The sequence below is a fragment of the Bradyrhizobium sp. genome, from assembly GCF_030646015.1.
Lineage (GTDB): Bacteria > Pseudomonadota > Alphaproteobacteria > Rhizobiales > Xanthobacteraceae > Bradyrhizobium.
Map to the genome: position 1 here is coordinate 141054 of NZ_JAUSLT010000019.1, position 22563 is coordinate 163616.

Here is a 22563-nt window from a genome sequence, read left to right on the forward strand (position 1 = left end):
GCGCAAGCCTTAGCCGGTCTTGCGCGCGGGCTCCATCGTATCACTGGGGTTGTGGCCGACCAGCGCGGCGTATTGCCCGATCGGCAGCGGCTTGCCGAGAAAATAGCCCTGTACCGCGTCGCAGCCCGCATCCGCGAGGAAGACGAGCTGTTCCTGGGTTTCCACGCCCTCGGCCACGATCGACATTTCGAGGCCGTGGCCGAGGCCGATGACGGCGCGCACGATCGACGCCGACTGCGGGTTGCGGCCGAGATTGATGACGAAGGCGCGGTCGATCTTGATCTTGTCGAACGGAAACGCCTGCAGATAGCTCAGCGAGGAATAACCGCTGCCGAAATCGTCCATCGAGATGCGCACGCCGAGCGCCTTCAGCCGCCGCAGCAACGCCAGGCCGCGATCGAAATCCTCGATCAGCACGCCTTCGGTGATTTCCAGTTCAAGCCGGCCCGGCGCCAGACCGGTTTCGAGCAGGATCGAGTGCACGAGTCCGACCACGTCGCCGTGCATGAACTGCGCCGGCGACAGGTTGACGGCGATCTGCAGCGGCAGCGGCCAGGAGGCAGCCTCGCGGCACGCTTCGCGCAGAATCCATTCGCCCATCTCGACGATCAGGCCGCTCTCTTCGGCGAGCGGAATGAAATCACCAGGCGGAACGAAACCGCGCACCGGATGCATCCACCGCGCCAGCGCCTCGAAACCGATGATCTTGCTGCCGGCAACGGTCGGATGCGCCATCGCCTGCGGCTGATAATGCAGCGAGAGTTCGCCGTTCCTGATCGCCAGCGAGAGATCCTGGTGCAGCACCCGGCGATCCCGGATCTGCTGATCCATCTCGGGTTCATAGATGCTGATCGAGCCGCGCGATTTCGCCTTGGCGCGGAACAGCGCCGCGCCGGCATTGGCCAGCAGGGAGGCTGCGTCGGAGCCGTTGTGCGGAAATACCGAGATGCCCGTGGTGCAGCCGGTGCGGACCGATTTGCCGTCGATCAGGAATTCGCTAGAAAGCGCCTCGGCCAATTGCTCGGCCAGCAACACGCCTGCCACCGGCTGCTTGCCGTCGATGATCATTCCGAACTCGTCGCCCGAGAGCCGGGCCACGACCCCGCCGCGCGCCGAGTGCTGGATCCGGTGCGCCACTTCGATCAGCAGCTTGTCGCCGACCGCATGGCCGAACACGTCGTTGATTTCCTTCAGGCCGTCGAGGTCGACCGACAGCACCGCGAATTCCTCGTCGGTGCCTCCGCAGGCCTCGATCATCTGCGCCAGCGCCTGCAGGAAGGCGGCGCGGTTCGGCAGGTCCGTCAGGCCGTCATGATACGCCATGTGCGCCATCCGCGACTCGGTCTGGCGACGGTCGGTGACATCCTCATGGGTCTTGATCAGGTATTGCGGCTCGCCGGCATCGTCGAGCACCGTCATGCGGCGCGTCAGGAACAGCCGCAGCCCGTCCTTGGTGGAGATCGGGTGTTCCTCGGTGAGCAGGCCGCGCTTCTTGATCGCGGCTTCATCGCGGGCGATGATCAGCTTGGCTTCGCGCGGGTTGAAGATATCCGCGGCCGTGAGGCCGGTGGCGTCCTCGCGCCGGCGGTTGAGGATGGTTTCGGCGCTGCGATTGGCCAGCAGATATCGCCCGTCGCTGACGCGCTCGACGATCAGCGACACCGGAATGTTGTCGACCACCAGCTCGAGGAATTTCTTGGTGTTCTCGAGTTCCTTGGACAGCGACCGGCGATCGGTGACATCGTCGAACAGGGCGATCAGGAATTCCGGCCGGTTCCGCTCGTCGCGGGCGACCACCCGGACACTCGAGAGGACGCGCTTCTGCGCGCCGCGCTCGACCACGAACTCGTTGCGGAACTGGCCATCGGGCGAGTTGAGCGCGGCCTGATCCGCCGCCTCGATGCTTGCCGTCGTCTCGGGGCGAAAGATCTCGTCGGCGCGCTTGCCGACGATGTTGTCGCGGGAAAAGCGCGAGAATCGTTCGAATGCGCGATTGGCGAAGATGTAGCGGCCGTCGTCGATACTCTTGGCGGCGACGCAAACCGGCACATTGTCGAGCACCGATTCCAGGAATTGTTTGGTCGACGCCAGTTGCCGCGACAGCTTGCGCTGCTCGGTGCAATCCTCGTGGGTGGCAACCGAACCGCCGTTTGGCAGGCCGAAATGCTTGACCAGCACCGACCGCCCACCGGGCAGTTCGGTGACGAAGCCTTCCGGGCTTTCGACGAGGCGGTAGAATTCCTCGACGCTGATGTTGAGGACGCCGCGCTGGCGGCGCAGCTCCAGCAGTTCCGGCCCGGTCATGTTCTTTCGAAGATCCGAACGGGCCAGACCGTAGATCTCGAGATAGCGATTATTGCAGAACACGATCCGCTTCTGCGCATCCGTCATCACGACGCCATGGCTGAGGTTGTTCAGGGCGGAACTGATGAAGACGTTTCTGCGCAACTGCGCGCGCTTGACCTTGCGCAACGCCGAGTGCACCCACAGCGCGACCGCGGCGAGAAACGACGCGATGACGATGCCGCCGATCAGCATTTGCCAGATCATGCCGGGGTCGGCCGAGCCGAAATAATCCCGCGGCGAAAAGTTACCGGATGCGGCCGAGGCGGCGCCGAACGGCGTAACGGTGGCGACCACGCAGACGACGGCCTGCGCGGGAATCAAGATCTTGCCGCCAGCCTGCCAATTCTTGTCAGCCATCAGTCACCCGCGGATTTGTGGCCGGAGTGTCTGGCTTGACGGGTTTGGATCAGGTAAACGCGTACCCTTGCAACCCAAAAATGTGTCTCAAATTACGGCAATTGCCCTGACATGATTAACGCTTCCCTAACAAGAGGCCGTTCGGAAAGCGTTCCGGAACGAATTCAACGGCTTCCTGTGAACATCGCCCCCGAAAGCTGGCGATCATGCGTGAGTCCGGTTGATCCGGGACGCGCGGTATTCCACAACGGCGCACCCTAGGTCGAATGGCCAGACAATCCCACGGATCAGAACCCTCGAATGGACAAGGTAGAGTGCGTCGTTATCGGTGCGGGGGTGATCGGTCTTGCGATCGCACGCCGGCTCGCACGGGCGGGACGCGAAGTGGTCGTGCTGGAGGCGGCCGAGGGCATCGGCACCGTCACATCCTCTCGCAACAGCGAGGTGATCCACGCCGGCATCTATTACAAAGCCGGCAGCCTGATGGCGCGGATGTGCGTCAGCGGCAAGCAGGCGCTCTATGAATACTGCCGGGAGCACGGCATTCCGCACCGCAATTGCGGCAAGCTGATCGTCGCCACCAGCCCTAAGGAAACCGAAAAGCTGCAATCGATCCGGGCGCATGCCGAAGCCAATGGCGTGCTCGATCTGCAGGCGCTCTCGGGCGAGGCCGCGCGGCAACTGGAGCCGGCCTTGAACTGCGACGCTGCACTGCTCTCGCCCTCCACCGGCATCGTCGACAGCCACGCCTTCATGCTGGCGCTGCGCGGCGATGCCGAGGCAAGCGGCGCGGCCTTCGCCTTCCACACCCCGCTGCTGCGCGCCAGGGCAAGCGCGGGGGAGATCGAACTCGACGCCGGCGGCGAGGCGCCGACCACGCTGACGTGCCGGCTTGTGATCAACGCCGCGGGGCTCGCCGCGTCGGCTATCGCGCGCAGCATCGATGGCATGCCGATCGAACTGATCCCGCCGGCCTATCTCGCCAAGGGAAACTATTTCAGCTGCAGCGCGCGGGCGCCGTTCTCACGGCTGATCTACCCGGTGCCCGAACCCGGCGGGCTCGGCGTCCATCTCACCCTCGACATGGCGGGACAGGCCCGGTTCGGCCCTGATGTGGAATGGATCGATGCCATCGACTACGCGGTCGATCCGGCGCGGGCGGAACGATTCTATCCGGCTATCCGGCGCTACTGGCCGACGCTGCCGGACGGCGCGCTGATGCCGAGTTATTCCGGAATTCGGCCGAAGATCGTGCCGCCGGCGGTGGCTGTGCAGGATTTCCTGATTCAGGGGCCACGGGAGCATGGCGTCGCCGGACTGATCAATCTGTTCGGGATTGAGTCGCCGGGGCTGACATCATCGCTGGCAATCGCCGACCATGTCGGCGAACTCGCCGACATGTAGCAATCGCAGACAATCCCGGCCGAAGTTGCGCGAGAGCAACTTAGAGGTGAGCGCAATGACGCTCATCCCGGGATGATAGCAGGGGTGGCTGGAAAGTGGGCGGTACGGCGCTAGTGCAGCGTCTCGCCTGCGGTATGCCTCAACCGCTCGATCTCGTCCTTGACCATCAATTTCCGGCGCTTCAGTTCGACAATTCGCAGGTCGTCCGTTGAAAGATGGACGAGAGCTTCATGCAATTCGTTTTCAAGAACTTTGTGTTTCCGTTCTAGTTCAACGAGATGCGCCTGAATTGCCATACGAAACCTCCTCGGTGGAATGAAACCTCAGATTCGATCCGGATAACAAAGTGTACACGAGCCGGCGAATCTGTCGATGGAAATCAAAAATCGGTTGCTCATATTTCGGTGCTATGTGTAACCAATCGTGAGTAGGGAACCGCCCCGCTTGCGCACGGGGCCGACAGGGCCGATATTCCCTGAGGCGGCTTCCACAACCCTTCGCGACCTCATCGCGTTTTTCAGCTAACGTACATCATGACCGACGAAGATGAGCGCGAACTCGAATCCGAGCTCGCACGGCTACAGCAAGAACACCGCGACCTCGACGCGGCGATCGATGCGTTGCATCAGTCGCCCGCCCCGGATTTGTTGCGACTGCAGCGCCTGAAGAAGCGCAAGCTACAACTGCGCGACCGCATCGCGTTCATCGAAGACCAGATCACGCCTGACATCATCGCCTGATCAAGTTCAGCTGTCGCAAATCAACTCCCGCAGCAGACCATTGATCTGGGTCGGACTGTATGGCTTGGGCAGGAACCGGCCGCCATCCGGCAGATCGGTTTCCCCGACATGGAGCCGGCCGGAGGTGGCGACAATCTTGATCGGCGGCCAGCGGCCCCGGACCGCCCGGGCCAGTTTCAGGCCGTCCATCGAGCCCGGCATCTGGATATCGGTAAACACGACCGTGATGTCCCGGCGGGCTTCGAGAATTTCAATTGCCTGGTCGGCATTGGCGGCTTCGACCGCCTCGAACCCGGCGGCCTTGACCATGTCGGCCGCCTCCATTCGCAACAGAAACTCGTCCTCGACGATCAGCACCACGGGCCTCTTCGACTCGACAAGACCCATGCTTCCACTCCCCCGCGAATACGCATTAAGCGCCGGATATTGTTTTCGTTCCCGCCCCACCCTTTTTCTGCCGTTGCGACGACGCCCATGCGGCGCTCCGCGGTTCGCGGTGGAAATCGGCAACCGGCGCCGTCTGGTCTGTTGACTCCATTGGAACAAAATAGGAACATTCGACCACTGCCCCTCACCATTTCCGGGAGCCACGCCATGTCCGAAGCCGCTTCACTGCCCGACATCGATCATTACGAACAGGCCTGCGACCAGGCGATCGCGATGTGCGACGGAAACCTGCGCAGCACGATCAAGGCGCTGATCATGGCCAACGAATATCTGGAAACCGAATTGCAGGAACTGCAGGCGGCGGTTTCATGCGGCTGCGCGCCGGCCTCCAACAGCGACGCCGCCTGACCGAGCGGACAAACCTGGAGCAACACCATGGCCGATGTCACCTATTACGTCGCAATGCCATTCCTGCAGGACGACACCGGTTCGCCGGTCGCGGGTGCGGCGGAGGAATGCCAGAGTTCGTCCGGCGCGCTGCGGCGCGCGGAGGTGTTGTCGAGGGCCGCGGGCTCGATCGGCGCGGTCGCGTTCAGCCGCACCGGCGATCCCCTGATCGGCGAATTCAGCGACGCGCAGCTGCTGCGAAAATTCGGCAGCGTGCCGGATGATCTGAGCGGGCTGTGAAAAGCCCCCTCAAGATCCTCTCAACACCTCCCTGGCGTCATCGCAGATCCCGGAAGAAGGCGCGCACCTCATCGGCGAGCAACTCCGGCTGTTCCAGCGCGGCGAAATGTCCGCCCCTCGGCATGATGCTCCAGCGTCGGATATCGGTGAACACGCGCGCCGCGGCCGAGCGCGGCGGCCTGACGATTTCGCGCGGGAATTCCGCATAGCCGGTGGGTACCGAAATCGTTGCGCCGGCGGGAAAGATCGGCGAGCCGTGCAGGCGGGCGTAATAGGGCCAGAACGACGAGCCGATCGCGCCGGTGAACCAGTAAAGCGCGATGTCGGCGAGCATTCGGTCGCGGCCGATCGCGCGCTCGACATCGCCATCGCAATCGGACCAGGCGCGGAATTTCTCCACGATCCACGCCGCGAGCCCGGCGGGCGAATCCGTGAGACCGAACGCAAGCGTCTGCGGACGGGTGCCCTGAATCGACTGATAACCGGTCTCTTCGCGCATCCATTGTGCAAGTTCGCTGAGGTAACGCTGTTCCTCCTCGTTCGGATTGGGAAAGGCGGAGGGATCGCGGCCCGCGGCCATCATCAGGTTGACGTGGATGCCGATCATCCGGTCGGCATAGGCATAGCCGAGCCGGCTGGTGACCGCCGCACCCCAGTCGCCACCCTGCGCGCCGAAGCGGGCATATCCGAGCGCATCGCGCATGAGGGCGGCGACGCAATCCGCCATTTCGGGAACGCCGAACCGCTTCTGGCCGGGTTGAAACGACAGGCCGTATCCGGGCAACGAGGGCGCCACCACGGTGAAGGCGTCGCGCGCATCGCCACCGAAGCGTGCCGGATCGGTGAGCCGCGGGATGATGTCGAGAAACTCGAATACCGAGCCCGGCCAGCCGTGCAGCAGGAGCAGCGGCATCGGGTCCGGGCCGACGCCGGGTACATGCAAATAGTGGAGATCGATGCCGTCGAGCGGGACGCGGAATTGCGGAAAGGCGTTCAGCGCGGCTTCCTCGGCCCGCCAGTCGAACGTGTCGCGCCAGTATTCGGTGAGCTGCCGGAGATACGCGACATCGGTGCCATAGGCCCATGCGTCGCCGGGCGCCTGGTCGGGGAAGCGGGTGCGGGAAAGACGGTCACGGAGGTCGGCGATATCGGCGTCCGGGATACGAAGCGTGAAGGGGCTGGGTTTGATGGCCATGATCCTGCTCGGCGGTTGGACAGATAGCCCAGCTTCTAGAAACCCTCAGGCCCCGTCCAGCGGCGGCGTCAGCCTGCCGGAAGACGGCCTTACTTCTCATGCCGCCGTTGCGCCTTGCGCACATACATCGCGCTGTCGGCCGCTTCCAGCGCGCGGCCGGCCTCGGCATGAGGGCCGAGGATCGCGACGCCGGCGGAAGCGCCTGCGGTCACGCTGCGGCCGCGAAAGGTGAATGTCAGCTGGTCGATGGCTTGCTCCAGCGCCGCCGCCTTGGCCTTGGCGTCGGTTTCGCTCAGGTTCCACAACAGCAGCGCGAACTCATCGCCGCCGAGCCGCCCGACCACGTCGGACGAGCGCACATGGCGCGAGAGCGCCGCCACGACGGCCTTCAACACCTGATCGCCCGCGGCATGCCCGAAGGCGTCGTTGATCGGCTTCAGGCGATCGACGTCGAGCACGATCAGCGCGCCGCTGGCATCATAGCGCTTGATATAGGCGATCGAGCGATGGAGCTCGCGCTCGAAGCCACGCCGGTTGGGAATATCCAGCAGGAAGTCGATATCCGCGGAAGCCTGCAGTTCCTCGATCCGCGCCTGCGCCTTGGCCAGCTCGGCCCTGAGCCGGCGAACGACCCGCTTGGCGTCATCCGGCGGCGCGGCCGCCAGCGTCTTCGCAGGCCTGGCGCGCTTGGGCGACGCCTTGGGCGCGGCCTTGCGCGCCGCCGCAGCGGTTTTGCGGCGTTTCACTGGAACTGGAGCGGTTGGCCTGGTTTTCTTTTTCATGGGGCATCCCTGATCAAGGCTTGCCGGAATTCACCAAGACAGGATAGTCCATTCCAGACCCCTTGCCATGACATGGCCAGACCTTGGCCAGACCCATTAGCCAAACCTTGGGGCCGCCCCTATAATCCGGCCTATGTTTTTGGATTCCCGAAAAGAATTGACCTTATGACCGCCCCCGTCGCCATTATCATGGGAAGCCAGTCGGACTGGGACACCATGCGCCATGCCGCCGACACCCTGGCCGCGCTCGGGATACCCTGCGAAAAGCGCATCGTCTCGGCGCACCGCACGCCGGACCGGCTGTTCGCCTTTGCCAAGGGCGCCAAGGCGGCCGGATTCAAGATCATTATCGCCGGCGCCGGCGGTGCGGCCCACTTGCCGGGCATGGCCGCGTCGCTGACGGAACTTCCGGTGTTCGGCGTTCCCGTCGAATCCAAGGCGTTGTCCGGGGTCGATTCGCTCTATTCCATCGTCCAGATGCCGGCGGGCGTTCCGGTCGGGACGCTGGCGATCGGCAAGCCCGGCGCCATCAATGCCGCCCTGCTTGCCGCCAGCGTGCTGGCGCTGAACGACCCTGACCTGTCGGCCAGACTGGCCGCCTGGCGCAAGGCGCAGTCCGAGGCGGTAGCCGAGCGCCCGGAGGGTTCTGCGTGACGGCCTCCCAACGGGTGAAGCTGAAGCCCGGCGACACCATCGGAATTCTCGGCGGCGGACAATTGGGCCGGATGCTGGCGATGGCGGCGGCGCGCCTTGGGCTGCGCTGCCAGGTGTTTTCGCCCGACCCGGATTCGCCGGCCTTCGACGTGGTGCTGAACGCCACCTGCGCGGAATATGCCGATGTCGAGGCGCTGGAGCTGTTCGCCAACGACGTCGACGTCATCACCTACGAATTCGAGAACGTGCCGGCCGCCACCGCGATGGTGCTGGCGGCCCGGCGGCCGGTATTGCCCACGCAGAAAATCCTGGAGACCACGCAGGACCGTCTGGTCGAGAAGGATTTTGTCAGAAAGCTGGGTATCGGGATTGCCGACTACGCCGACGTGTCTTCCGTCGAAACCCTGCGCACGGCGATCGCGCGCATCGGCTTGCCCGCGGTGATAAAGACCCGCCGCTTCGGCTATGACGGCAAGGGCCAGGCGATCATCCGCGAAGGCGACGATATCGCCCAGGTCTGGGAGGACCTTGCCACTCGGTCCGCGATCCTCGAGGCGTTCATTCCGTTCGAGCGTGAGATCTCGGTGATCGCCGCCCGTTCCGCCGACGGCCATGTCGAATGCTTCGACGTCACCGAGAACGAACATCGCGACCACATCCTGAAGATCTCGCGGGCGCCGGCCGATATCCCGGAAGCGCTGGCGGCAAAGGCGCGCGGCATCGCCGAGACCATCGCCAGCGCGCTGGATTATGTCGGCGTGCTCGCGGTCGAGATGTTCGTGGTGCAGGGAGAAGGCGGTCCCACGGTGCTGGTCAACGAGATTGCGCCACGGGTCCACAATTCCGGGCACTGGACGCTCGACGGCGCGTCGATCTCGCAGTTCGAGCAGCATATCCGCGCCATTGCCGGCTGGCCGCTCGGCAAGCCGGTCCGTCACGGCCCGGTCACCATGACCAATCTGATCGGCGACGACATCAACGACTACGAGCAGTGGCTGACCGTGCCCGGCGCCACCGTGCATCTCTACGGCAAGGGCCCGGCGCGGCCGGGCCGCAAGATGGGCCACGTCACGCAGGTGTTTCCGCGCGAAAAATAGCCGCCTGCCGAACTACGCCGGCTTGCGGCCCTCGACGACGCCGGCCGGCTCGTCGCTGAGCCAGCGATAGATCACGCCGCCCAGCACGCCGCCGATCAGGGGCGCCAGCCAGAACAGCCAGAGCTGCGCCATTGCCCAGCCGCCGACGAACAGTGCCGGCCCGGTGCTGCGCGCCGGATTGACCGACGTATTGGTGACGGGAATGCTGACCAGATGGATCATCACCAGCGCGAGGCCAATGGCCAGCGGCGCGAAGCCCGCGGGCGCCTTGCCATGGGTGGCGCCCATGATGATGAACAGAAACATCATCGTCATCACCACCTCCATGATGAAGCACGCGACCAGGCTGTATTGGCCCGGCGAATGCGCACCATAACCGTTCGCGGCAAAACCCTTGCTGACGTCGAAACCGGCGGCGCCGCTCGCGATCACATACAGCAGCGCCGCGGCGGCAACCGCGCCGACCACCTGCGCGATCACATAGGGCAAGACCTGTCCGGCCGGAAAACGGCCGCCGGCAGCGAGGCCCACGGTGACAGCGGGATTGAGATGGCAGCCGGATATGTGGCCGATGGCATAGGCCATGGTCACGACGCTCAGCCCGAACGCCAGCGATACGCCGACCAGACCGATGCCGACCTGCGGAAACGTCGCGGCGATCACCGCGCTGCCGCAGCCTGCGAAAGTCAGCCAGAACGTCCCGATCGCCTCGGCGGCATATTTCTTTGCATTCATGACCTTCTTCCTCCTGTTGGGCGAAAACCTGGGTAAGGCGCGCTAAGGGGCACTGAAGGCTGGGAACCAAGTTTTGAGCGCATTATCTCGAGTGATTCGGGCCATTTTCGGCATTAATCCCCTTCCCCGCAGGTGGACATCGCCGGCTTTGTCTGGTACATCCGCGCCCTCAGGGCTAAGGGCTTGGCCTTTCGCCAGCCCCTCGCTTTACCAGAATTCAAATCCGATCAATTGAAAGAGGATGCCGCGTGCAGGTTCTCGTTCGCGATAACAATGTCGATCAAGCCCTCAAGGCGCTGAAGAAGAAGATGCAGCGCGAGGGTATTTTCCGCGAGATGAAGCTCCGCGGCCATTACGAAAAGCCCTCCGAGAAGAAGGCCCGTGAAAAGGCCGAAGCCGTGCGCCGCGCGCGCAAGCTCGCCCGCAAGAAGCTGCAGCGCGAGGGCCTGCTGCCGATGAAGCCGAAGCCGGTGTTCGGCGCCGGTCCCGGCGCAGAACGCGGTGGTGCCGGCGGCCGAGGCGGCCCGGGTGCCGGTCCGCGCGGACCGCGCTGACTCGTCGCACAGATTTTGAGCCGAAAACGCGGGCCTTTGGGCCCGCGTTTTTGTTTTAGCCATGCATTTTGCGCTTCGCCGGGCTACCAATACTGCGTTGGCCGCGCGGATATTTGCAACAATGGTCTTTCCGGTACTCTCCCCATTTCCCGGACTCTGGCGTCTCGGCGCACGCATGTCGGCCCCGGTCGTATTGCTCGCGCTCGGGCTCGGCGGCTGCTCTTTTGACCTCGGATCATGGTCGTCAGCGCCCGAGAAGGAGGCCGCCCCGAAGGTGGCGCCAACGGCGCCGGCCGTCGCGGGCGATGCGCACGGTCACGCCACGCGCGCCCAGGCGCTGGCAAAGTCCGGAAAAACCGAGGAGGCGCTGGCCGAGTTCGACAAGGCGATCACCATCGATCCGCACCATGCCGAGGCGCTGTACAACCGTGGCCTGCTCTATCAGCGCGAACGACAGCATCAACTCGCGGTCGACGACTTCACCTCCGCCAATGGCCTGACGCCGCAGCGGGCGGAGCCGCTGCTGGCGCGCGCCATCAGCTATCTCGCGATGGACAAGTTCAAGGAAGCCGCCACCGATCTCGACGAGGCGGTGCAGGCCGACCCGCAAAACGCACTGGCATGGACGACGCGGGGACAGGCCTATGAACGCCTCGGCGACAAGGACAAGGCCAAGGCCTCCTATGGCCGGGCCATCGCCATCCGTCCCAGGGACGACGCCGCGCGCAGCGGCCTGGCGCGCCTCGGCGGTTAGCCGGCCGCAACGGGCCTTGGGCTATTTCGGCAATACGACATGAAACACCGACTTGGCCGCCGACAGCACGTCTTCGGCCGTGCTGCGGGCCCGCGCTAACGGCCCCGAGCCCTCGGCCCGCCCTACCGGTTCCGACGCCTCGGCCCGCAGGTCGAGCGGGGGCGACGGGATGTCGGCTGGCGGCGTCGGGCGGCGGGGACCGTCGTTCCGGGACGCCGCGGCATAAGGCGGCTTCATCTCCTGATATCCCGTCGTCGAATCGATGGACTCGTGGATGGGCGTCGAGACCATGATCGGCGGCGGCAGCGGCCGGACCGCTGGCGCCAACACGACACGGGGAGCATCCGGGATGCGAGCAGCCTCCGGGACACGGGCCGCGTCCTGGGTGCGGGCGGCTTCCTGCGGTCGCGGCGAACCATCGTTGGAACCGCGCAGGCGATCGATCGCCGCGCGGGCAAGATCGTTGGCGTCGCGACGCTCTTCCAGTGCGCTGGCGGCCTCAGCCGGCGCAGCCTGGGCAGGCGTCGATACCACCAGCGGCGCAGGCGCCGGAACGCTCCTGGCGGCAGTCTTTTCACGCGGCGCCGGCTGGTGCCGCCGTGTCTCGGCTGGAATGGAAGCGGTCTCCGCCGGCTTGTCGGCGACGTTCTCTCCGGACTTCTCCTGCTTCTCCTGCTTCTCCTGGGCCTTTTCGGCGGCGGCCTTCTCGAGGATCGCCCGTTCCGAGATCCCCTTGGCCTTTACGCCCGGCCCGCGCGCGTTGCCGATTTCGACGGATGTGTCGGCTGACTTGTCGGTGGTCTTGTCCGTTGTCCTGTCAGTTGTCTTGGCATCAGCCTTGATGTCGATTTTGGCAGCTTCGGGCGCGGCCTTCGGATCGACGGTCGAAACCACCGATGCGACCGGGGCGCTCGGGGCGGGCTTGGTGACGATGTAATGATTGACGATGTAGGCCCCGATGACGGTCGCAGCCACCGACGGCAAAATGTCCACCGCAAATTTCGCAAGATACTTTTTCAGCATACCGGCACTCCCCGCAGCTGATCTGATGCGGGAACTTTGAGGCGCATTGAGGGATCAACTGCGACAGATCGGTGGCAATCGGCTGATCCGACATGACAATCCGTTAACAGCAGCGTCAGCCGGCCGCCGATCGTGAAGCGGCCCCCGGCGGCGGGCTCAGGGCTTCAGCTCGACTTCCAGGAACACGATTTCGCTGGATGACTCGTTAAGCACGTCATGCTCGACGCCGGCCTTGCGGAAATAGGATTTTCCTGTCGCGAGTTGCGCCTTGGAGCGCTCTCCGTTGGGCGCCACGATGGTCATTTCGCCCGAGGTTACGGGCACGATGACATAGTCCATCCCATGGGTGTGATGGCCGGTGGCGCTGCCCGGCGGCAGCCGCCACTCGGTAACCCGGACTTCTGATGTATCGACCTGAACGTCTGATTGGGCGCTGAGCATTATCGGTCTCTCCAGGTCGCTGCGGACAAGCTTTCAAACATCCATAGCGCACTCACTGCAGCCTGAGAACAGGGGCTAACGGCAGAAAGGTCAGCAGCAGGAACAACGGCACCAGGATGGCGGCGGCTCGCAGCAGGTAGCCGAAGAAGCTCGGCATCTTGATCCCGCTTTGGGCGGCGATCGCCGCGACCATGAAGTTCGGAGCGTTCCCGATATAGGTCAGCGCGCCCATATAGACGGCGCCCATCGAGATCGCCGCCAGGGTTCCCGAAAGCTCACCCATCAACTCGCGCGCGTCGCCGCCGGCAAGCTTGAAGAACAACAGGTAGGTCGGCGCATTGTCGAGGAAACGCCGACATCAGCCCGGTGTACCAGAAATAGGCGACCTCATGCGGCGTCCCGTCTCGTTCCGTCACCGCCGACAGCAGCCATGCGAAGAAGCCCTTCGGGCCGGCATCGAGCACGGCCAGCATCGGAATAATGACGATGAAGATGCCCGCGAACAGCTTGGCCACTTCCCTGATGGGCCCCCAACTGAATCCATTCGCCTCGCGATGCTCGTCCCGGGTCCACCATAACGACAGCAATGCGATCACGACCAGCAGCCCGTCGCGCACCAAATTCTGCAGTTCCAGCCTGGTGCCGATAACATCCAGCGCGAGGCCCGGCCGCCAGTTTGCCGACAGCAGGATGCAGCCGATGATGGCGGCTATCAGCACGACGTTGACGAGCCCGCGAACTCGAAGCGGCTGCGGTGGTTCGATGCGACGCTCGATCGGCTCACTTCGAAAGCGCCAAAGGTCGAGCGCGATGAAGATCGCCAGCAGCAGCACCGTCACGATGGCGGTCTGGATCCACAGATTCCTCGTCGTCCAGAAGAAATCAACGCCGTTGAGAAAGCCGATGAAGAGCGGCGGATCGCCCAACGGGCTCAATGCGCCGCCGACATTGGCGACGAGAATGATGAAGAAAACCATGACGTGAACGTTGTGGCGGCGAGAAACGTTGGCGCGGATCAGCGGCCGGATCAGGATCATGGCCGCGCCCGTGGTGCCGACGATGCTCGCCATCGCCGTCCCGAGGGCGAGGATCGCCGCGTTATTCCAGGGCGTACCCCTGATATCGCCGCTGACGAGAATGCCGCCTGCGACGGTGTAAGAGGGCGAACAGCAGCACGATAAAACTCAGATATTCGCCCAGCACCGCATGCGCGAGGGTCGCGAACATCACCTGACCGCCTGCGAACCACGCGATCGACGCCAGCGTCGCCGCAGACCAGGCAGCGGCGATCTTGCCGTAGTGGGCGTGCCACAGTTTCGGAAACAACAGCGGCCCGAGCGCGATCGACAGCAGCAGGCCGGCGAAGGGCAGCGCAAACGGCCACGTCATGGCCGCGCCATCGAGCGTGGCCGCGCCGGCGGCTTGCGGGAAGACGACAAGCAACGCGGCAGTGAGCGCCAGAACCAGCAGCCTCACGGTACGAACACCAGGAACACGAACACGGCAAACACCACCATGTGCACCAGACCGAACAGGATGTTGGTGCGGCCGGTGCCGAAGGTGAGCATGCTCAGGATGAACGTCAGCAGCAAGAGCACCATGCCCTGCGCATTCAGCCCAAGCACCAGTTGCTTGTCCAGCGCCCAGGCCGCCACCGCAACGGTCGGCACCGTCAACCCGATGGTCGCCAGCGACGAGCCGAGCGCGAGATTGATGCTCTTCTGCAGATCGTTCTTGCGGGCCGCGCCGATCGCGGCGACGCCTTCCGGCAGCAGGATCAAGAGCGCCACCAGCACACCCGCAAACGCCGGCGGCGCGCCGATCCGCGCGCTGACGACGTCGACCACGAGCGAGAATTTCTTCGCCAGCAGCACCACCGCCAGCAGCGAGACCAGAAGCAGCGCGACGCTCAGGCCCAGCATCCGGTTCGAAGCGTGTGTCCCGCTCTCCGCGGCTTCGGCAGCTGCGCTGACGAAGTAATCGCGATGCCGGATGGTCTGGGTATAGAGGAACACACCGTAGAGAATGAGGGTGACGATACTGACAAAACCGAGCTGGCCGGCCGAATAGATCGGTCCCGAGGTGGTCAGCGTGTAATTGGGCATGATCAGCGTGATGGTTGCCATCACGAACAGCACGCTGAGATACAGGTTGGAACCCGTGACTTGAAAATCCTGCTCGCGGTAACGCAGCCCGCCGATGAAGATGCAGATGCCGACCAGTCCGTTGCAGACGATCATCACCACCGCAAACACGGTATCGCGCGCCAGCGTTGGAACTTCCTTCTCGCCGAGCATGATGGTGGCGATCAGCGCGACCTCGATGATGGTGACCGCCAGCGTCAGCAGCAGCGTGCCATAGGGCTCGCCGATCCGCTCGGCGATCATTTCCGCATGATGCACGGCCGCGAACACCGTGCCGAACAGGATGACCAGGAGGACGACCGCGAAAACCAGCCCGGCGGCCGAAGGCGTAAACGTAAATCCCAGCGCGGTGGCGCCTGCGAAAAGCAGGATCGCCAGCGCCGGAAAAATCCACGCCGATCGCGGCATCGGGCCGTGCGCGCTCATACCGTCATCCTATGGAACCTGCGATACCGCTGATCTACCGACCCTAGCATCTATCGCCCGTTCGCGGCGCCGATGAATTGCCGCACCATTGCCGTCGCACCATAGGCGTCGAGATCGTTATGGCCGCCTTCGGGGAACCGGACGAACTGTTTTGGTTCTGGCGCCAGCGCGAACAGACGCTCGCCAAAGACAACCGGAATCGTTCCATCGCGGACGCCGTGCATGAACAGCAGCGGAGCTTTCACCCTGGCAATGCGCTGGTCGGAGTGAAACGGATCCCGCATCACGAGGCGGACCGGGAAGATCGGAAATGCCGACGCGGCAACCTCGGCAATCGATGCGTAGGGAGCTTCCAGGATCACCCGGCCGACCGGCTGTTCCGCCGCCAGCGCCACCGCCACGCCGCTGCCGAGCGAAAAGCCCCAGACCATGATCTTGTCCGCGCTGTATCGCGCCGAAGTGAAAGCATAGGCCGCCGCGGCATCCCGCAGCAGGCCCTGCTCGCTCGGGTGTCCGCTCGATCCGGCATAGCCGCGATAGGACAGCGCCACGACGCCGGTGCCGTCAGCAATCAATTCGCGAAAGCGGCCGAAGAAACCGGCGAGGAAATCGCCATTGCCGTGAAAATAAAGAATGACGGGGTGTCCCGGCCTGGCCGCAAGGTGCCAGACGATCACCTTCTCGCCATCCTCCGTGGTCAGCAGATGCTCCTCGACGGCCGCAAAGCCGGCAGCGGCCGGCGCCGTGCGCTCGGTTTGCGGAACCGGAAACAGAAAGAACCGCTGCGCCAGGAACAGAACGGCAAGGCCGCCGAGATAACCGACCGAAACGACGATCAGGAGCCATTTCAGGACGGTCATGATTTCCCGTAACCGGCTTACATCCCCTTGACGATGTTCTCGGTCATTTTCTTGGCGTCGCCGAGCAGCATCATGGTGTTGTCGCGGTAGAACAGCGGATTGTCGATGCCGGCATAGCCTGACGCCAGCGATCGCTTGATGAACATCACCGTGCCGGCCTTCCAGACCTGCAGCACCGGCATGCCGTAGATCGGCGAGGTCTTGTCGTCCTCGGCCGCCGGGTTGGTGACGTCGTTGGCGCCGATCACGAAGGCGACGTCGGCCTGGGCGAATTCAGAGTTGATGTCCTCGAGTTCGAACACCTCGTCATAGGGCACGTTGGCTTCGGCCAGCAGCACGTTCATGTGGCCGGGCATGCGGCCCGCGACCGGATGGATGGCGTACTTGACCTCGACGCCTTCCTTCTTGAGCTGGTCGGCCATTTCGCGCAGCGCATGCTGCGCCTGCGCCACCGCCATGCCGTAGCCGGGCACGATGATGACCTTCTGCGCGTTCTTCATGATGAAGGCGGCATCGTCGGCCGAGCCCAGTTTCACGGGGCGCACTTCGCCGCCGCCCGCGCCGGCCGCCGCGGTCTCGCCGCCGAAGCCGCCGAGAATGACCGAGATGAAGGAACGGTTCATCGCGTGGCACATGATGTAGGACAGGATCGCGCCGGACGAGCCGACCAGCGCGCCGGTGATGATCAGCGCCGAGTTGCCGAGCGTGAAGCCGATGCCGGCGGCGGCCCAGCCGGAATAGGAATTCAGCATCGAGATCACGACCGGCATGTCGGCGCCGCCGATCGGGATGATCAGCAACGCACCGAGCACCAGCGCGATGATGGTGATGAGCCAGAAGTCGAGCGCGCTGCCCGACATCACGAGGCCGACGACGAAGAATACCAGCGCCACCGCGAGCACGACGTTGATGATGTGGCGCGCCGGCAGGATGATCGGCGCGCCGCTCATGCGGCCCGACAGTTTCAGGAACGCGATCACCGAGCCGGTGAAGGTCAGCGCGCCGATGGCGACGCCGAGCGACATTTCGATCAGGCTGGCGGCGTGAATCTGGCCGGGCTTGCCGATATCGAAGGCTTCCGGCGCATAGAACGCACCGGCGGCGACCAGCACCGCGGCCATGCCGACCAGCGAATGGAACGCAGCGACCAGTTCCGGCATCGATGTCATCGGCACCCGGCGCGCGATCACCGCGCCGATGCCGCCGCCGATGGCGACGCCCAGGATCACCAGCACCCAGGCGAGGCCGTCCGCCGGCGGATGGCTTGCGATCGTGGTGGCGATCGCGATCGCCATGCCGATCATGCCGAAGAAATTGCCCTGGCGGGACGTGGCGGGACTGGACAGTCCCCGCAGTGACAGGATGAACAGCACACCCGCCACGAGATACAGTACTGCAGCCAGATTGGCGTTCATCTCAGGTCCCCTTTGTCATCGTCACCCCGAGGTGCACGCCGCTCACTTGGCCTTCTTCTTGTACATCGCCAGCATACGCTGGGTGACAAGGAAGCCGCCGAAGATATTCACACAGGCAAAGACCAGCGCGACGAAACCGAAGCCCCGCGCCCAGCCGCTGCCGCTCGAGATCATGGGAACGCCGACCGCGAGCAGCGCGCCGACCACGATCACCGAGGAAATCGCGTTGGTCACCGACATCAGCGGCGTATGCAGAGCGGGGGTCACCGACCACACCACGAAATAGCCGACGAACACGGCGAGCACGAAAATCGAAAGCCGGAACACGAAGGGATCGACGGCCTGCGCGATATGATCCATGGCGGCTCTCCTTAAGCTTTCGGCTGAAAATTCGGATGAATGACGGCGCCGTCTTTGGTCAATGCCGTGGCTTTGACCAGTTCGTCGTCCCAGTTCACCGCGAGTGCCTTGCTGGCCTTGTCGACCAGCGTTTCGATGAAGTTGTACAAATTTCGCGCATAGAGGCTCGAGGCCGACGCCGCCACCCGGCCCGCGACATTGGTGTAGCCGACGATCTTGACGCCATCGACGTCGGCGACTTCGCCGGCCTTGGCGCCCTCGACGTTGCCGCCACGCTCGACCGCGAGATCGACCAGCACCGAACCGGGCTTCATCGACTTCACCATCTCGGCGCTGATGAGTTTTGGCGCCGGGCGGCCCGGGATCAGCGCGGTAGTGATGACGATGTCCTGTTTCTTGACATGCTCGGCGGTGAGCGCGGCCTGCTTGGCCTGATATTCTTTCGACATTTCCTTGGCGTAGCCACCGGCGGTCTGGGCGTTCTTGAACTCTTCGTCCTCGACCGCGAGGAATTTGGCGCCGAGGCTTTCGACCTGCTCCTTGGTGGCGGGACGCACGTCGGTGGCGGTGACGACGGCGCCGAGCCGTCGCGCGGTCGCGATCGCCTGCAGGCCGGCGACGCCGACGCCCATCACGAACACCTTGGCGGCCGGAATGGTGCCAGCCGCGGTCATCATCATCGGGAAGGCGCGGCCGAAGGCCTCCGCCCCCTCGATGACAGCGCGATAGCCGGCGAGATTGGCCTGGCTGGACAACACGTCCATCGACTGGGCGCGGGTGATGCGCGGCATCAATTCCATCGCGAATGCCGCGACGCCGGCATCCGCCATCGCCTTCAGCGCCGCGTCATTGCCGTAGGGATCCATGATGGCGATTACCAGCGCACCGCGCTTGTAGTTGGCCAGCTCCGACGCCTCGGGCCGCTTCACCTTGATGACGATGTCGGCGTCCTTGAGCGCGTCCGCGCTGACGGTGGCGCCGGCCGCGGTGAATTCGGAGTCCGGCAGGCCGGACTTGATGCCGGCGCCGGGCTCGATCGCGATATCGACGCCCAAAGCCTTGAATTTTTTCACCGTGTCGGGCGAAGCGGCAACCCGGGGCTCGGACGGATCGATTTCCTTGGCAACGGCAATCTTCATGGGGCCTCCGGCGGCGCGAGCAGCGCGCGCGCAAGCAAACTAGCGCTTATTGCGTGGGGATGGATACCCGGTTTTGCGACCGGAAGGCGGGCAATCCTTCCGACCGCCGCCGGATAGGCGGCGATCAGGTCAGGAAGATCGCCATCATGGCAACGATGAAAATAACGGCAGCGGAGCCGTATTTCACCAGCATGATGAAACCCTCATAGGTCTGCTCATGGGCCGGATAATCGTTGCCGTCGGCGGTCGTGTAGGCCACTTCGTTATGCTCTGCCATCGGTATCCCCAGTCAGGTTTCGCCTCTGGCGTGGGAATTACCGCAAACCGTCCGGAAGGGCAACGGCGGCGGGCGTCTTGTGCACCCGTGGCCGTCCCTCACTTGCCGGGCCCGGCCGGCCAGTTGTCCTTGATCCAGCGGGTCAGGCTCTCCTCGCTGACCTCGCCGGCCGCGAGGGAGAGGATGATGGCCGCCGCGTCCGCTTCCGGCACGACGAAATCGACACCGTTCACACCGAGGAACGTGTAGAGCGCAAGCAGCGAAGTACGCTTGTTGCCATCGACGAACGGATGGTTGCGCGCGATTCCGAAGGCGTAAGCCGCGGCCAATTCGGCCAGCTCGGCCTGCTCGTAGGACCATCGATTTTTCGGCCGATCGAGCGCGGACTCAAGCATGCCCTCATCGCGCAAACCGCTCGCCCCGCCGTGGATCGTGAGCTGCTCGTCGTGAATTGCAACGACCATCTGGCGGGTGAGCCAAAACGGCTCGGTCATTTGGCAAGCTCAGCCAGAGCATTGTGGTAGCGCTTCATGCCACGCCGCGCGACTTCCATCGCTTTCTCAAAATCCGGGTCGTATGGAGTCAGCCGAAACCCGCCATCCGGAGTGAGCGTTGCATACAGCTTGTCGCCTACGCTGACATTCATCCGGGCGAGTACGTCCTTGGAGAGAATAATCCCCGACGAATTACCAATTTTCTTGATCTCGACGGTGCCGATTACCTGACCGCGGACATCGGGCTCAATCTTCGATTGTTCGTTCATGGAAGAAATCTCCGTTATACGGAATGTATAACGGATGTAGCCGCTCCGTTCAACAAATGTTTTACGCCCTGCCCGCCCAGAGCCCCCTAGTCCACCACGAAGTCGAACCGCCCGGCGAGCCATCCGGCATTCTTGGCGGTGCGCACCAGCAACTCCTTGCGAAACAGGCCGTCGGAACGGTTCTGCGACTCGCCGGGGAAATAGAGCTGGGTGGTCAGCACGCGGCCGCCGGATGGCTGCACCTTCACATGGATATGGCGGGTACGGCCGACATAGACGCCGGGCACGATGCTGCGCAAACGATAGCGCCCTTCCGCGTCGGTGAACTGATGGCCGCGCAGGCGGAAACCGGAATTGTCATAGCGGCCCTTGTCGTCGGCCTGCCAGAAATCCAGCAAGGCTCCGGCGTGGGGTTTGCAGGCGCGGGAAAGGACAAAACCGACTAGTTCGATGGGCTGCCCCGCCATGCCGGTTTCGAGCAGTTCGAACCGCTCGGGTGAGGATGGCTTGAAGAACGGCCCTTCGGTCTGCCGCAAGGTGGCTTCGTCGCCATCGTGGCAGGCCGGCGTGGCGGAAAGCGGAGCCTGAGCGGCGCTGCGATCGATCGTAAGCCATGAACCGGCCGCGACGACACCGGCTCCCAGTACCGCGCGGCGCGTCGGCTTGTCGATCATGAGCGACCTCGTCAGCCCATCGTTTCCAGTTCGTCGATCATGCCCGAGATCACCGACAGCCCGCCGTCCCAGAATTTCGGGTCTTTGGCGTCAAGCCCGAACGGCTTCAGCAGTTCGGAATAATGCCTGGTGCCGCCGGCGGCGAGCATCGCCAGATAGCGCTCGGCGAATCCGTCAGCGGCGTTTTCGTAGACCGCATAGAGCGAGTTCACCATACAGTCGCCGAACGCGTAGGCGTAGACGTAGAACGGCGAATGGATGAAGTGCGGGATGTACATCCAGAAATTCTCGTATCCGGGGCGGATGTCGATTGCCGGCCCAAGGCTCTCGCCCTGCACGCTGAGCCAGATTTCGCCGATCCGCTCCGCGGTCAACTCGCCGTTCTTCCGCTCGGTGTGGATGGCGCGCTCGAACGAATAGAATGCGATCTGCCGAACCACCGTGTTGATCATATCCTCGACCTTGCCGGCGAGCAGCGCCTGACGCTGCCTGGCGCTCCTGGTCTGAGCCAGCAGCCGCTTGAAGGTCAGCATCTCGCCGAACACGCTGGCGGTCTCCGCCAGGGTCAGCGGCGTCGGCGCCATCAGCGCTCCATTTTTGGCCGCCAGCACCTGATGCACGCCATGGCCGAGCTCATGGGCGAGCGTCATCACGTCGCGCGGCTTGCCTTGATAATTCATCAGCACATAAGGGTGCGCCGAGGGCGTTGTCGGATGCGAGAAGGCGCCCGGCGCCTTGCCGGGCCGCACCGGCGCATCGATCCAGCGATCGGTGAAAAACCGATCGGCGATATCGGCCATTTCCGGCGAGAAGCCGCGGTAGGCCGACAGCACCATCTGCCTCGCCTCGGGCCAGGCGATCGTGCCGGTGGCGGCGAACGGCAGCGGCGCATTGCGGTCCCAATGCGCCAGTTTCTTCTTTTTGAACCAGCCGGCCTTGAGCCGATAGTAGCGATGCGACAGTTTCGGGTAGGCTGCGCGCACCGAGCCGACCAGCGCATCGACCACCTCGCGCTCGACACGGTTGTTCAGATGGCGCGAATCCGCGACATCGGCGAAGCCGCGCCAGCGGTCGGAAATCTCCTTGTCCTTGGCGAGCGTGTTGGTGATCAGCGCGAAGGTCCGTTCATTGGCCTTGAAGGTTTTCGCCAGCGCCTGCCCCGCCGCCTTTCGCCTGGCCGGCGCACGGTCCTGCAGCAGGTTCAGTGTCGGCTCGATCGCGAGGTCCTTGCCGCCGACCTTGAATCGCAGTCCCGAGATGGTCTGCTCGAACAGCCGGTTCCAGGCGGCATAACCGCTCTGGGATTTTTCATGGAACAGCTGCTCGACCCGATCCTCCAGCTGATACGG

The 22563-nt window shown here is 64.0% G+C and carries 26 protein-coding genes and 1 pseudogene; 8 read left to right on the plus strand and 19 right to left on the minus strand.

Annotated elements, in window-relative coordinates; all coding sequences use genetic code 11:
- Positions 1-9: 9 nt before the first annotated feature.
- Positions 10-2703 (minus strand): EAL domain-containing protein, encoded by a 2694-nt coding sequence (locus Q7T45_RS02385; protein ID WP_304867057.1) that lies wholly within the window; start codon positions 2701-2703, stop codon positions 10-12.
- 300 nt (positions 2704-3003) lie between these two features.
- On the opposite strand from Q7T45_RS02385, the gene Q7T45_RS02390 reads away from it, so the two are divergent.
- A complete protein-coding gene (locus Q7T45_RS02390; RefSeq protein WP_304867060.1) occupies positions 3004-4107 on the plus strand; it encodes an NAD(P)/FAD-dependent oxidoreductase in 1104 nt (367 codons plus the stop codon).
- Between the two features lie 110 nt (positions 4108-4217).
- Here Q7T45_RS02390 and Q7T45_RS02395 read toward each other — a convergent pair whose 3' ends face one another.
- On the minus strand, positions 4218-4403 hold the full coding sequence (locus Q7T45_RS02395) for a YdcH family protein (RefSeq protein WP_304739529.1): 186 nt from the start codon (positions 4401-4403) through the stop codon (positions 4218-4220).
- Between the two features lie 237 nt (positions 4404-4640).
- Here Q7T45_RS02395 and Q7T45_RS02400 point away from each other — a divergent pair, with 237 nt between their 5' ends.
- The gene (locus Q7T45_RS02400) at positions 4641-4847 is read left to right on the plus strand and encodes a YdcH family protein (protein WP_291562571.1); all 207 of its coding nucleotides are present in this window, start codon (positions 4641-4643) and stop codon (positions 4845-4847) included.
- A gap of 6 nt (positions 4848-4853) precedes the next feature.
- Here Q7T45_RS02400 and Q7T45_RS02405 read toward each other — a convergent pair whose 3' ends face one another.
- Positions 4854-5234 carry a response regulator gene (locus Q7T45_RS02405; RefSeq protein WP_304867069.1) on the minus strand — a complete coding sequence of 127 codons (381 nt, stop codon included), beginning with the start codon at positions 5232-5234 and terminating at the stop codon, positions 4854-4856.
- Between the two features lie 207 nt (positions 5235-5441).
- Between Q7T45_RS02405 and Q7T45_RS02410 the strand changes: the two genes are divergently transcribed.
- Positions 5442-5642: a hypothetical protein gene (locus Q7T45_RS02410; protein ID WP_304867072.1), complete on the plus strand. Its 201-nt coding sequence runs from the start codon at positions 5442-5444 to the stop codon at positions 5640-5642.
- Positions 5643-5669: 27 nt separating this feature from the next.
- Positions 5670-5921 carry a hypothetical protein gene (locus Q7T45_RS02415; RefSeq protein WP_304739544.1) on the plus strand — a complete coding sequence of 84 codons (252 nt, stop codon included), beginning with the start codon at positions 5670-5672 and terminating at the stop codon, positions 5919-5921.
- A gap of 37 nt (positions 5922-5958) precedes the next feature.
- Here Q7T45_RS02415 and Q7T45_RS02420 read toward each other — a convergent pair whose 3' ends face one another.
- Complete coding sequence (locus tag Q7T45_RS02420; protein WP_304867075.1) at positions 5959-7116, minus strand: epoxide hydrolase family protein; 1158 nt, start codon at positions 7114-7116, stop codon at positions 5959-5961.
- Positions 7117-7205: 89 nt separating this feature from the next.
- Positions 7206-7898 carry a GGDEF domain-containing protein gene (locus Q7T45_RS02425; protein ID WP_304867078.1) on the minus strand — a complete coding sequence of 231 codons (693 nt, stop codon included), beginning with the start codon at positions 7896-7898 and terminating at the stop codon, positions 7206-7208.
- A 165-nt stretch (positions 7899-8063) separates the two neighbouring features.
- Between Q7T45_RS02425 and purE the strand changes: the two genes are divergently transcribed.
- Both purE and Q7T45_RS02435 read left to right on the plus strand, forming a co-directional pair.
- Positions 8064-8552, plus strand: coding sequence for a 5-(carboxyamino)imidazole ribonucleotide mutase (gene purE / locus Q7T45_RS02430; protein WP_304867082.1), 489 nt, complete (start codon positions 8064-8066; stop codon positions 8550-8552).
- Positions 8549-9649, plus strand: a complete 1101-nt coding sequence (locus Q7T45_RS02435; RefSeq protein WP_304867085.1) for a 5-(carboxyamino)imidazole ribonucleotide synthase — start codon at positions 8549-8551, stop codon at positions 9647-9649. The genes purE and Q7T45_RS02435 overlap by 4 nt, the downstream gene beginning before the upstream one ends.
- 12 nt (positions 9650-9661) lie before the next feature.
- Here the strand turns inward: Q7T45_RS02435 and aqpZ are convergent, their stop codons facing one another.
- On the minus strand, positions 9662-10384 hold the full coding sequence (gene aqpZ, locus Q7T45_RS02440) for an aquaporin Z (protein WP_304867088.1): 723 nt from the start codon (positions 10382-10384) through the stop codon (positions 9662-9664).
- A 248-nt stretch (positions 10385-10632) separates the two neighbouring features.
- On the opposite strand from aqpZ, the gene rpsU reads away from it, so the two are divergent.
- Both rpsU and Q7T45_RS02450 read left to right on the plus strand, forming a co-directional pair.
- Positions 10633-10938 (plus strand): 30S ribosomal protein S21, encoded by a 306-nt coding sequence (rpsU, locus tag Q7T45_RS02445; protein ID WP_079564913.1) that lies wholly within the window; start codon positions 10633-10635, stop codon positions 10936-10938.
- A gap of 175 nt (positions 10939-11113) precedes the next feature.
- On the plus strand, positions 11114-11692 hold the full coding sequence (locus Q7T45_RS02450) for a tetratricopeptide repeat protein (RefSeq protein ID WP_304867096.1): 579 nt from the start codon (positions 11114-11116) through the stop codon (positions 11690-11692).
- Positions 11693-11713: 21 nt separating this feature from the next.
- Here the strand turns inward: Q7T45_RS02450 and Q7T45_RS02455 are convergent, their stop codons facing one another.
- From Q7T45_RS02455 to Q7T45_RS02515, 13 genes and pseudogenes are all read right to left on the minus strand, one after another.
- Positions 11714-12715: a hypothetical protein gene (locus Q7T45_RS02455; RefSeq protein WP_370691194.1), complete on the minus strand. Its 1002-nt coding sequence runs from the start codon at positions 12713-12715 to the stop codon at positions 11714-11716.
- A gap of 156 nt (positions 12716-12871) precedes the next feature.
- A complete protein-coding gene (locus Q7T45_RS02460; RefSeq protein ID WP_304867099.1) occupies positions 12872-13156 on the minus strand; it encodes a cupin domain-containing protein in 285 nt (94 codons plus the stop codon).
- Positions 13157-13208: 52 nt separating this feature from the next.
- A pseudogene (locus Q7T45_RS02465) lies at positions 13209-14545 on the minus strand (sodium:proton antiporter).
- A gap of 83 nt (positions 14546-14628) precedes the next feature.
- The gene (locus Q7T45_RS02470) at positions 14629-15726 is read right to left on the minus strand and encodes a calcium:proton antiporter (protein ID WP_304867102.1); all 1098 of its coding nucleotides are present in this window, start codon (positions 15724-15726) and stop codon (positions 14629-14631) included.
- Positions 15727-15776: 50 nt separating this feature from the next.
- Positions 15777-16586, minus strand: a complete 810-nt coding sequence (locus Q7T45_RS02475) for an alpha/beta hydrolase (protein ID WP_304867105.1) — start codon at positions 16584-16586, stop codon at positions 15777-15779.
- A 17-nt stretch (positions 16587-16603) separates the two neighbouring features.
- Positions 16604-18001, minus strand: coding sequence for an NAD(P)(+) transhydrogenase (Re/Si-specific) subunit beta (locus Q7T45_RS02480; RefSeq protein ID WP_304867108.1), 1398 nt, complete (start codon positions 17999-18001; stop codon positions 16604-16606).
- A 42-nt stretch (positions 18002-18043) separates the two neighbouring features.
- Positions 18044-18361, minus strand: coding sequence for a proton-translocating transhydrogenase family protein (locus Q7T45_RS02485; RefSeq protein ID WP_215605028.1), 318 nt, complete (start codon positions 18359-18361; stop codon positions 18044-18046).
- An 11-nt stretch (positions 18362-18372) separates the two neighbouring features.
- Complete coding sequence (locus Q7T45_RS02490) at positions 18373-19500, minus strand: Re/Si-specific NAD(P)(+) transhydrogenase subunit alpha (protein WP_304867118.1); 1128 nt, start codon at positions 19498-19500, stop codon at positions 18373-18375.
- Between the two features lie 124 nt (positions 19501-19624).
- The gene (locus Q7T45_RS02495; RefSeq protein WP_304867121.1) at positions 19625-19777 is read right to left on the minus strand and encodes an aa3-type cytochrome c oxidase subunit IV; all 153 of its coding nucleotides are present in this window, start codon (positions 19775-19777) and stop codon (positions 19625-19627) included.
- Positions 19778-19875: 98 nt separating this feature from the next.
- Positions 19876-20271: a type II toxin-antitoxin system death-on-curing family toxin gene (locus Q7T45_RS02500; RefSeq protein ID WP_304867124.1), complete on the minus strand. Its 396-nt coding sequence runs from the start codon at positions 20269-20271 to the stop codon at positions 19876-19878.
- The gene (locus Q7T45_RS02505; protein ID WP_304867127.1) at positions 20268-20540 is read right to left on the minus strand and encodes an AbrB family transcriptional regulator; all 273 of its coding nucleotides are present in this window, start codon (positions 20538-20540) and stop codon (positions 20268-20270) included. Before Q7T45_RS02505 ends, Q7T45_RS02500 begins: the two co-directional genes overlap by 4 nt.
- Positions 20541-20626: 86 nt before the next feature.
- Positions 20627-21214, minus strand: a complete 588-nt coding sequence (locus tag Q7T45_RS02510; protein WP_304867130.1) for an intradiol ring-cleavage dioxygenase — start codon at positions 21212-21214, stop codon at positions 20627-20629.
- Between the two features lie 11 nt (positions 21215-21225).
- A partial coding sequence (locus Q7T45_RS02515; RefSeq protein ID WP_304867133.1) for a M3 family oligoendopeptidase occupies positions 21226-22563 on the minus strand: 1338 nt, incomplete at its 5' end.

Coding starts and splice junctions, on each gene's coding strand:
- Q7T45_RS02385 (WP_304867057.1), bottom strand. CDS start 2,703: ATGGCTGACAAGAATTGGCAGGCTGGCGGCAAGATCTTGATTCCCGCG.
- Q7T45_RS02390 (WP_304867060.1), top strand. CDS start 3,004: ATGGACAAGGTAGAGTGCGTCGTTATCGGTGCGGGGGTGATCGGTCTT.
- Q7T45_RS02395 (WP_304739529.1), bottom strand. CDS start 4,403: ATGGCAATTCAGGCGCATCTCGTTGAACTAGAACGGAAACACAAAGTT.
- Q7T45_RS02400 (WP_291562571.1), top strand. CDS start 4,641: ATGACCGACGAAGATGAGCGCGAACTCGAATCCGAGCTCGCACGGCTA.
- Q7T45_RS02405 (WP_304867069.1), bottom strand. CDS start 5,234: ATGGGTCTTGTCGAGTCGAAGAGGCCCGTGGTGCTGATCGTCGAGGAC.
- Q7T45_RS02410 (WP_304867072.1), top strand. CDS start 5,442: ATGTCCGAAGCCGCTTCACTGCCCGACATCGATCATTACGAACAGGCC.
- Q7T45_RS02415 (WP_304739544.1), top strand. CDS start 5,670: ATGGCCGATGTCACCTATTACGTCGCAATGCCATTCCTGCAGGACGAC.
- Q7T45_RS02420 (WP_304867075.1), bottom strand. CDS start 7,116: ATGGCCATCAAACCCAGCCCCTTCACGCTTCGTATCCCGGACGCCGAT.
- Q7T45_RS02425 (WP_304867078.1), bottom strand. CDS start 7,898: ATGAAAAAGAAAACCAGGCCAACCGCTCCAGTTCCAGTGAAACGCCGC.
- purE (WP_304867082.1), top strand. CDS start 8,064: ATGACCGCCCCCGTCGCCATTATCATGGGAAGCCAGTCGGACTGGGAC.
- aqpZ (WP_304867088.1), bottom strand. CDS start 10,384: ATGAATGCAAAGAAATATGCCGCCGAGGCGATCGGGACGTTCTGGCTG.
- Q7T45_RS02450 (WP_304867096.1), top strand. CDS start 11,114: ATGTCGGCCCCGGTCGTATTGCTCGCGCTCGGGCTCGGCGGCTGCTCT.
- Q7T45_RS02455 (WP_370691194.1), bottom strand. CDS start 12,715: ATGCTGAAAAAGTATCTTGCGAAATTTGCGGTGGACATTTTGCCGTCG.
- Q7T45_RS02460 (WP_304867099.1), bottom strand. CDS start 13,156: ATGCTCAGCGCCCAATCAGACGTTCAGGTCGATACATCAGAAGTCCGG.
- Q7T45_RS02470 (WP_304867102.1), bottom strand. CDS start 15,726: ATGAGCGCGCACGGCCCGATGCCGCGATCGGCGTGGATTTTTCCGGCG.
- Q7T45_RS02475 (WP_304867105.1), bottom strand. CDS start 16,586: ATGACCGTCCTGAAATGGCTCCTGATCGTCGTTTCGGTCGGTTATCTC.
- Q7T45_RS02480 (WP_304867108.1), bottom strand. CDS start 18,001: ATGAACGCCAATCTGGCTGCAGTACTGTATCTCGTGGCGGGTGTGCTG.
- Q7T45_RS02485 (WP_215605028.1), bottom strand. CDS start 18,361: ATGGATCATATCGCGCAGGCCGTCGATCCCTTCGTGTTCCGGCTTTCG.
- Q7T45_RS02490 (WP_304867118.1), bottom strand. CDS start 19,500: ATGAAGATTGCCGTTGCCAAGGAAATCGATCCGTCCGAGCCCCGGGTT.
- Q7T45_RS02495 (WP_304867121.1), bottom strand. CDS start 19,777: ATGGCAGAGCATAACGAAGTGGCCTACACGACCGCCGACGGCAACGAT.
- Q7T45_RS02500 (WP_304867124.1), bottom strand. CDS start 20,271: ATGACCGAGCCGTTTTGGCTCACCCGCCAGATGGTCGTTGCAATTCAC.
- Q7T45_RS02505 (WP_304867127.1), bottom strand. CDS start 20,540: ATGAACGAACAATCGAAGATTGAGCCCGATGTCCGCGGTCAGGTAATC.
- Q7T45_RS02510 (WP_304867130.1), bottom strand. CDS start 21,214: ATGATCGACAAGCCGACGCGCCGCGCGGTACTGGGAGCCGGTGTCGTC.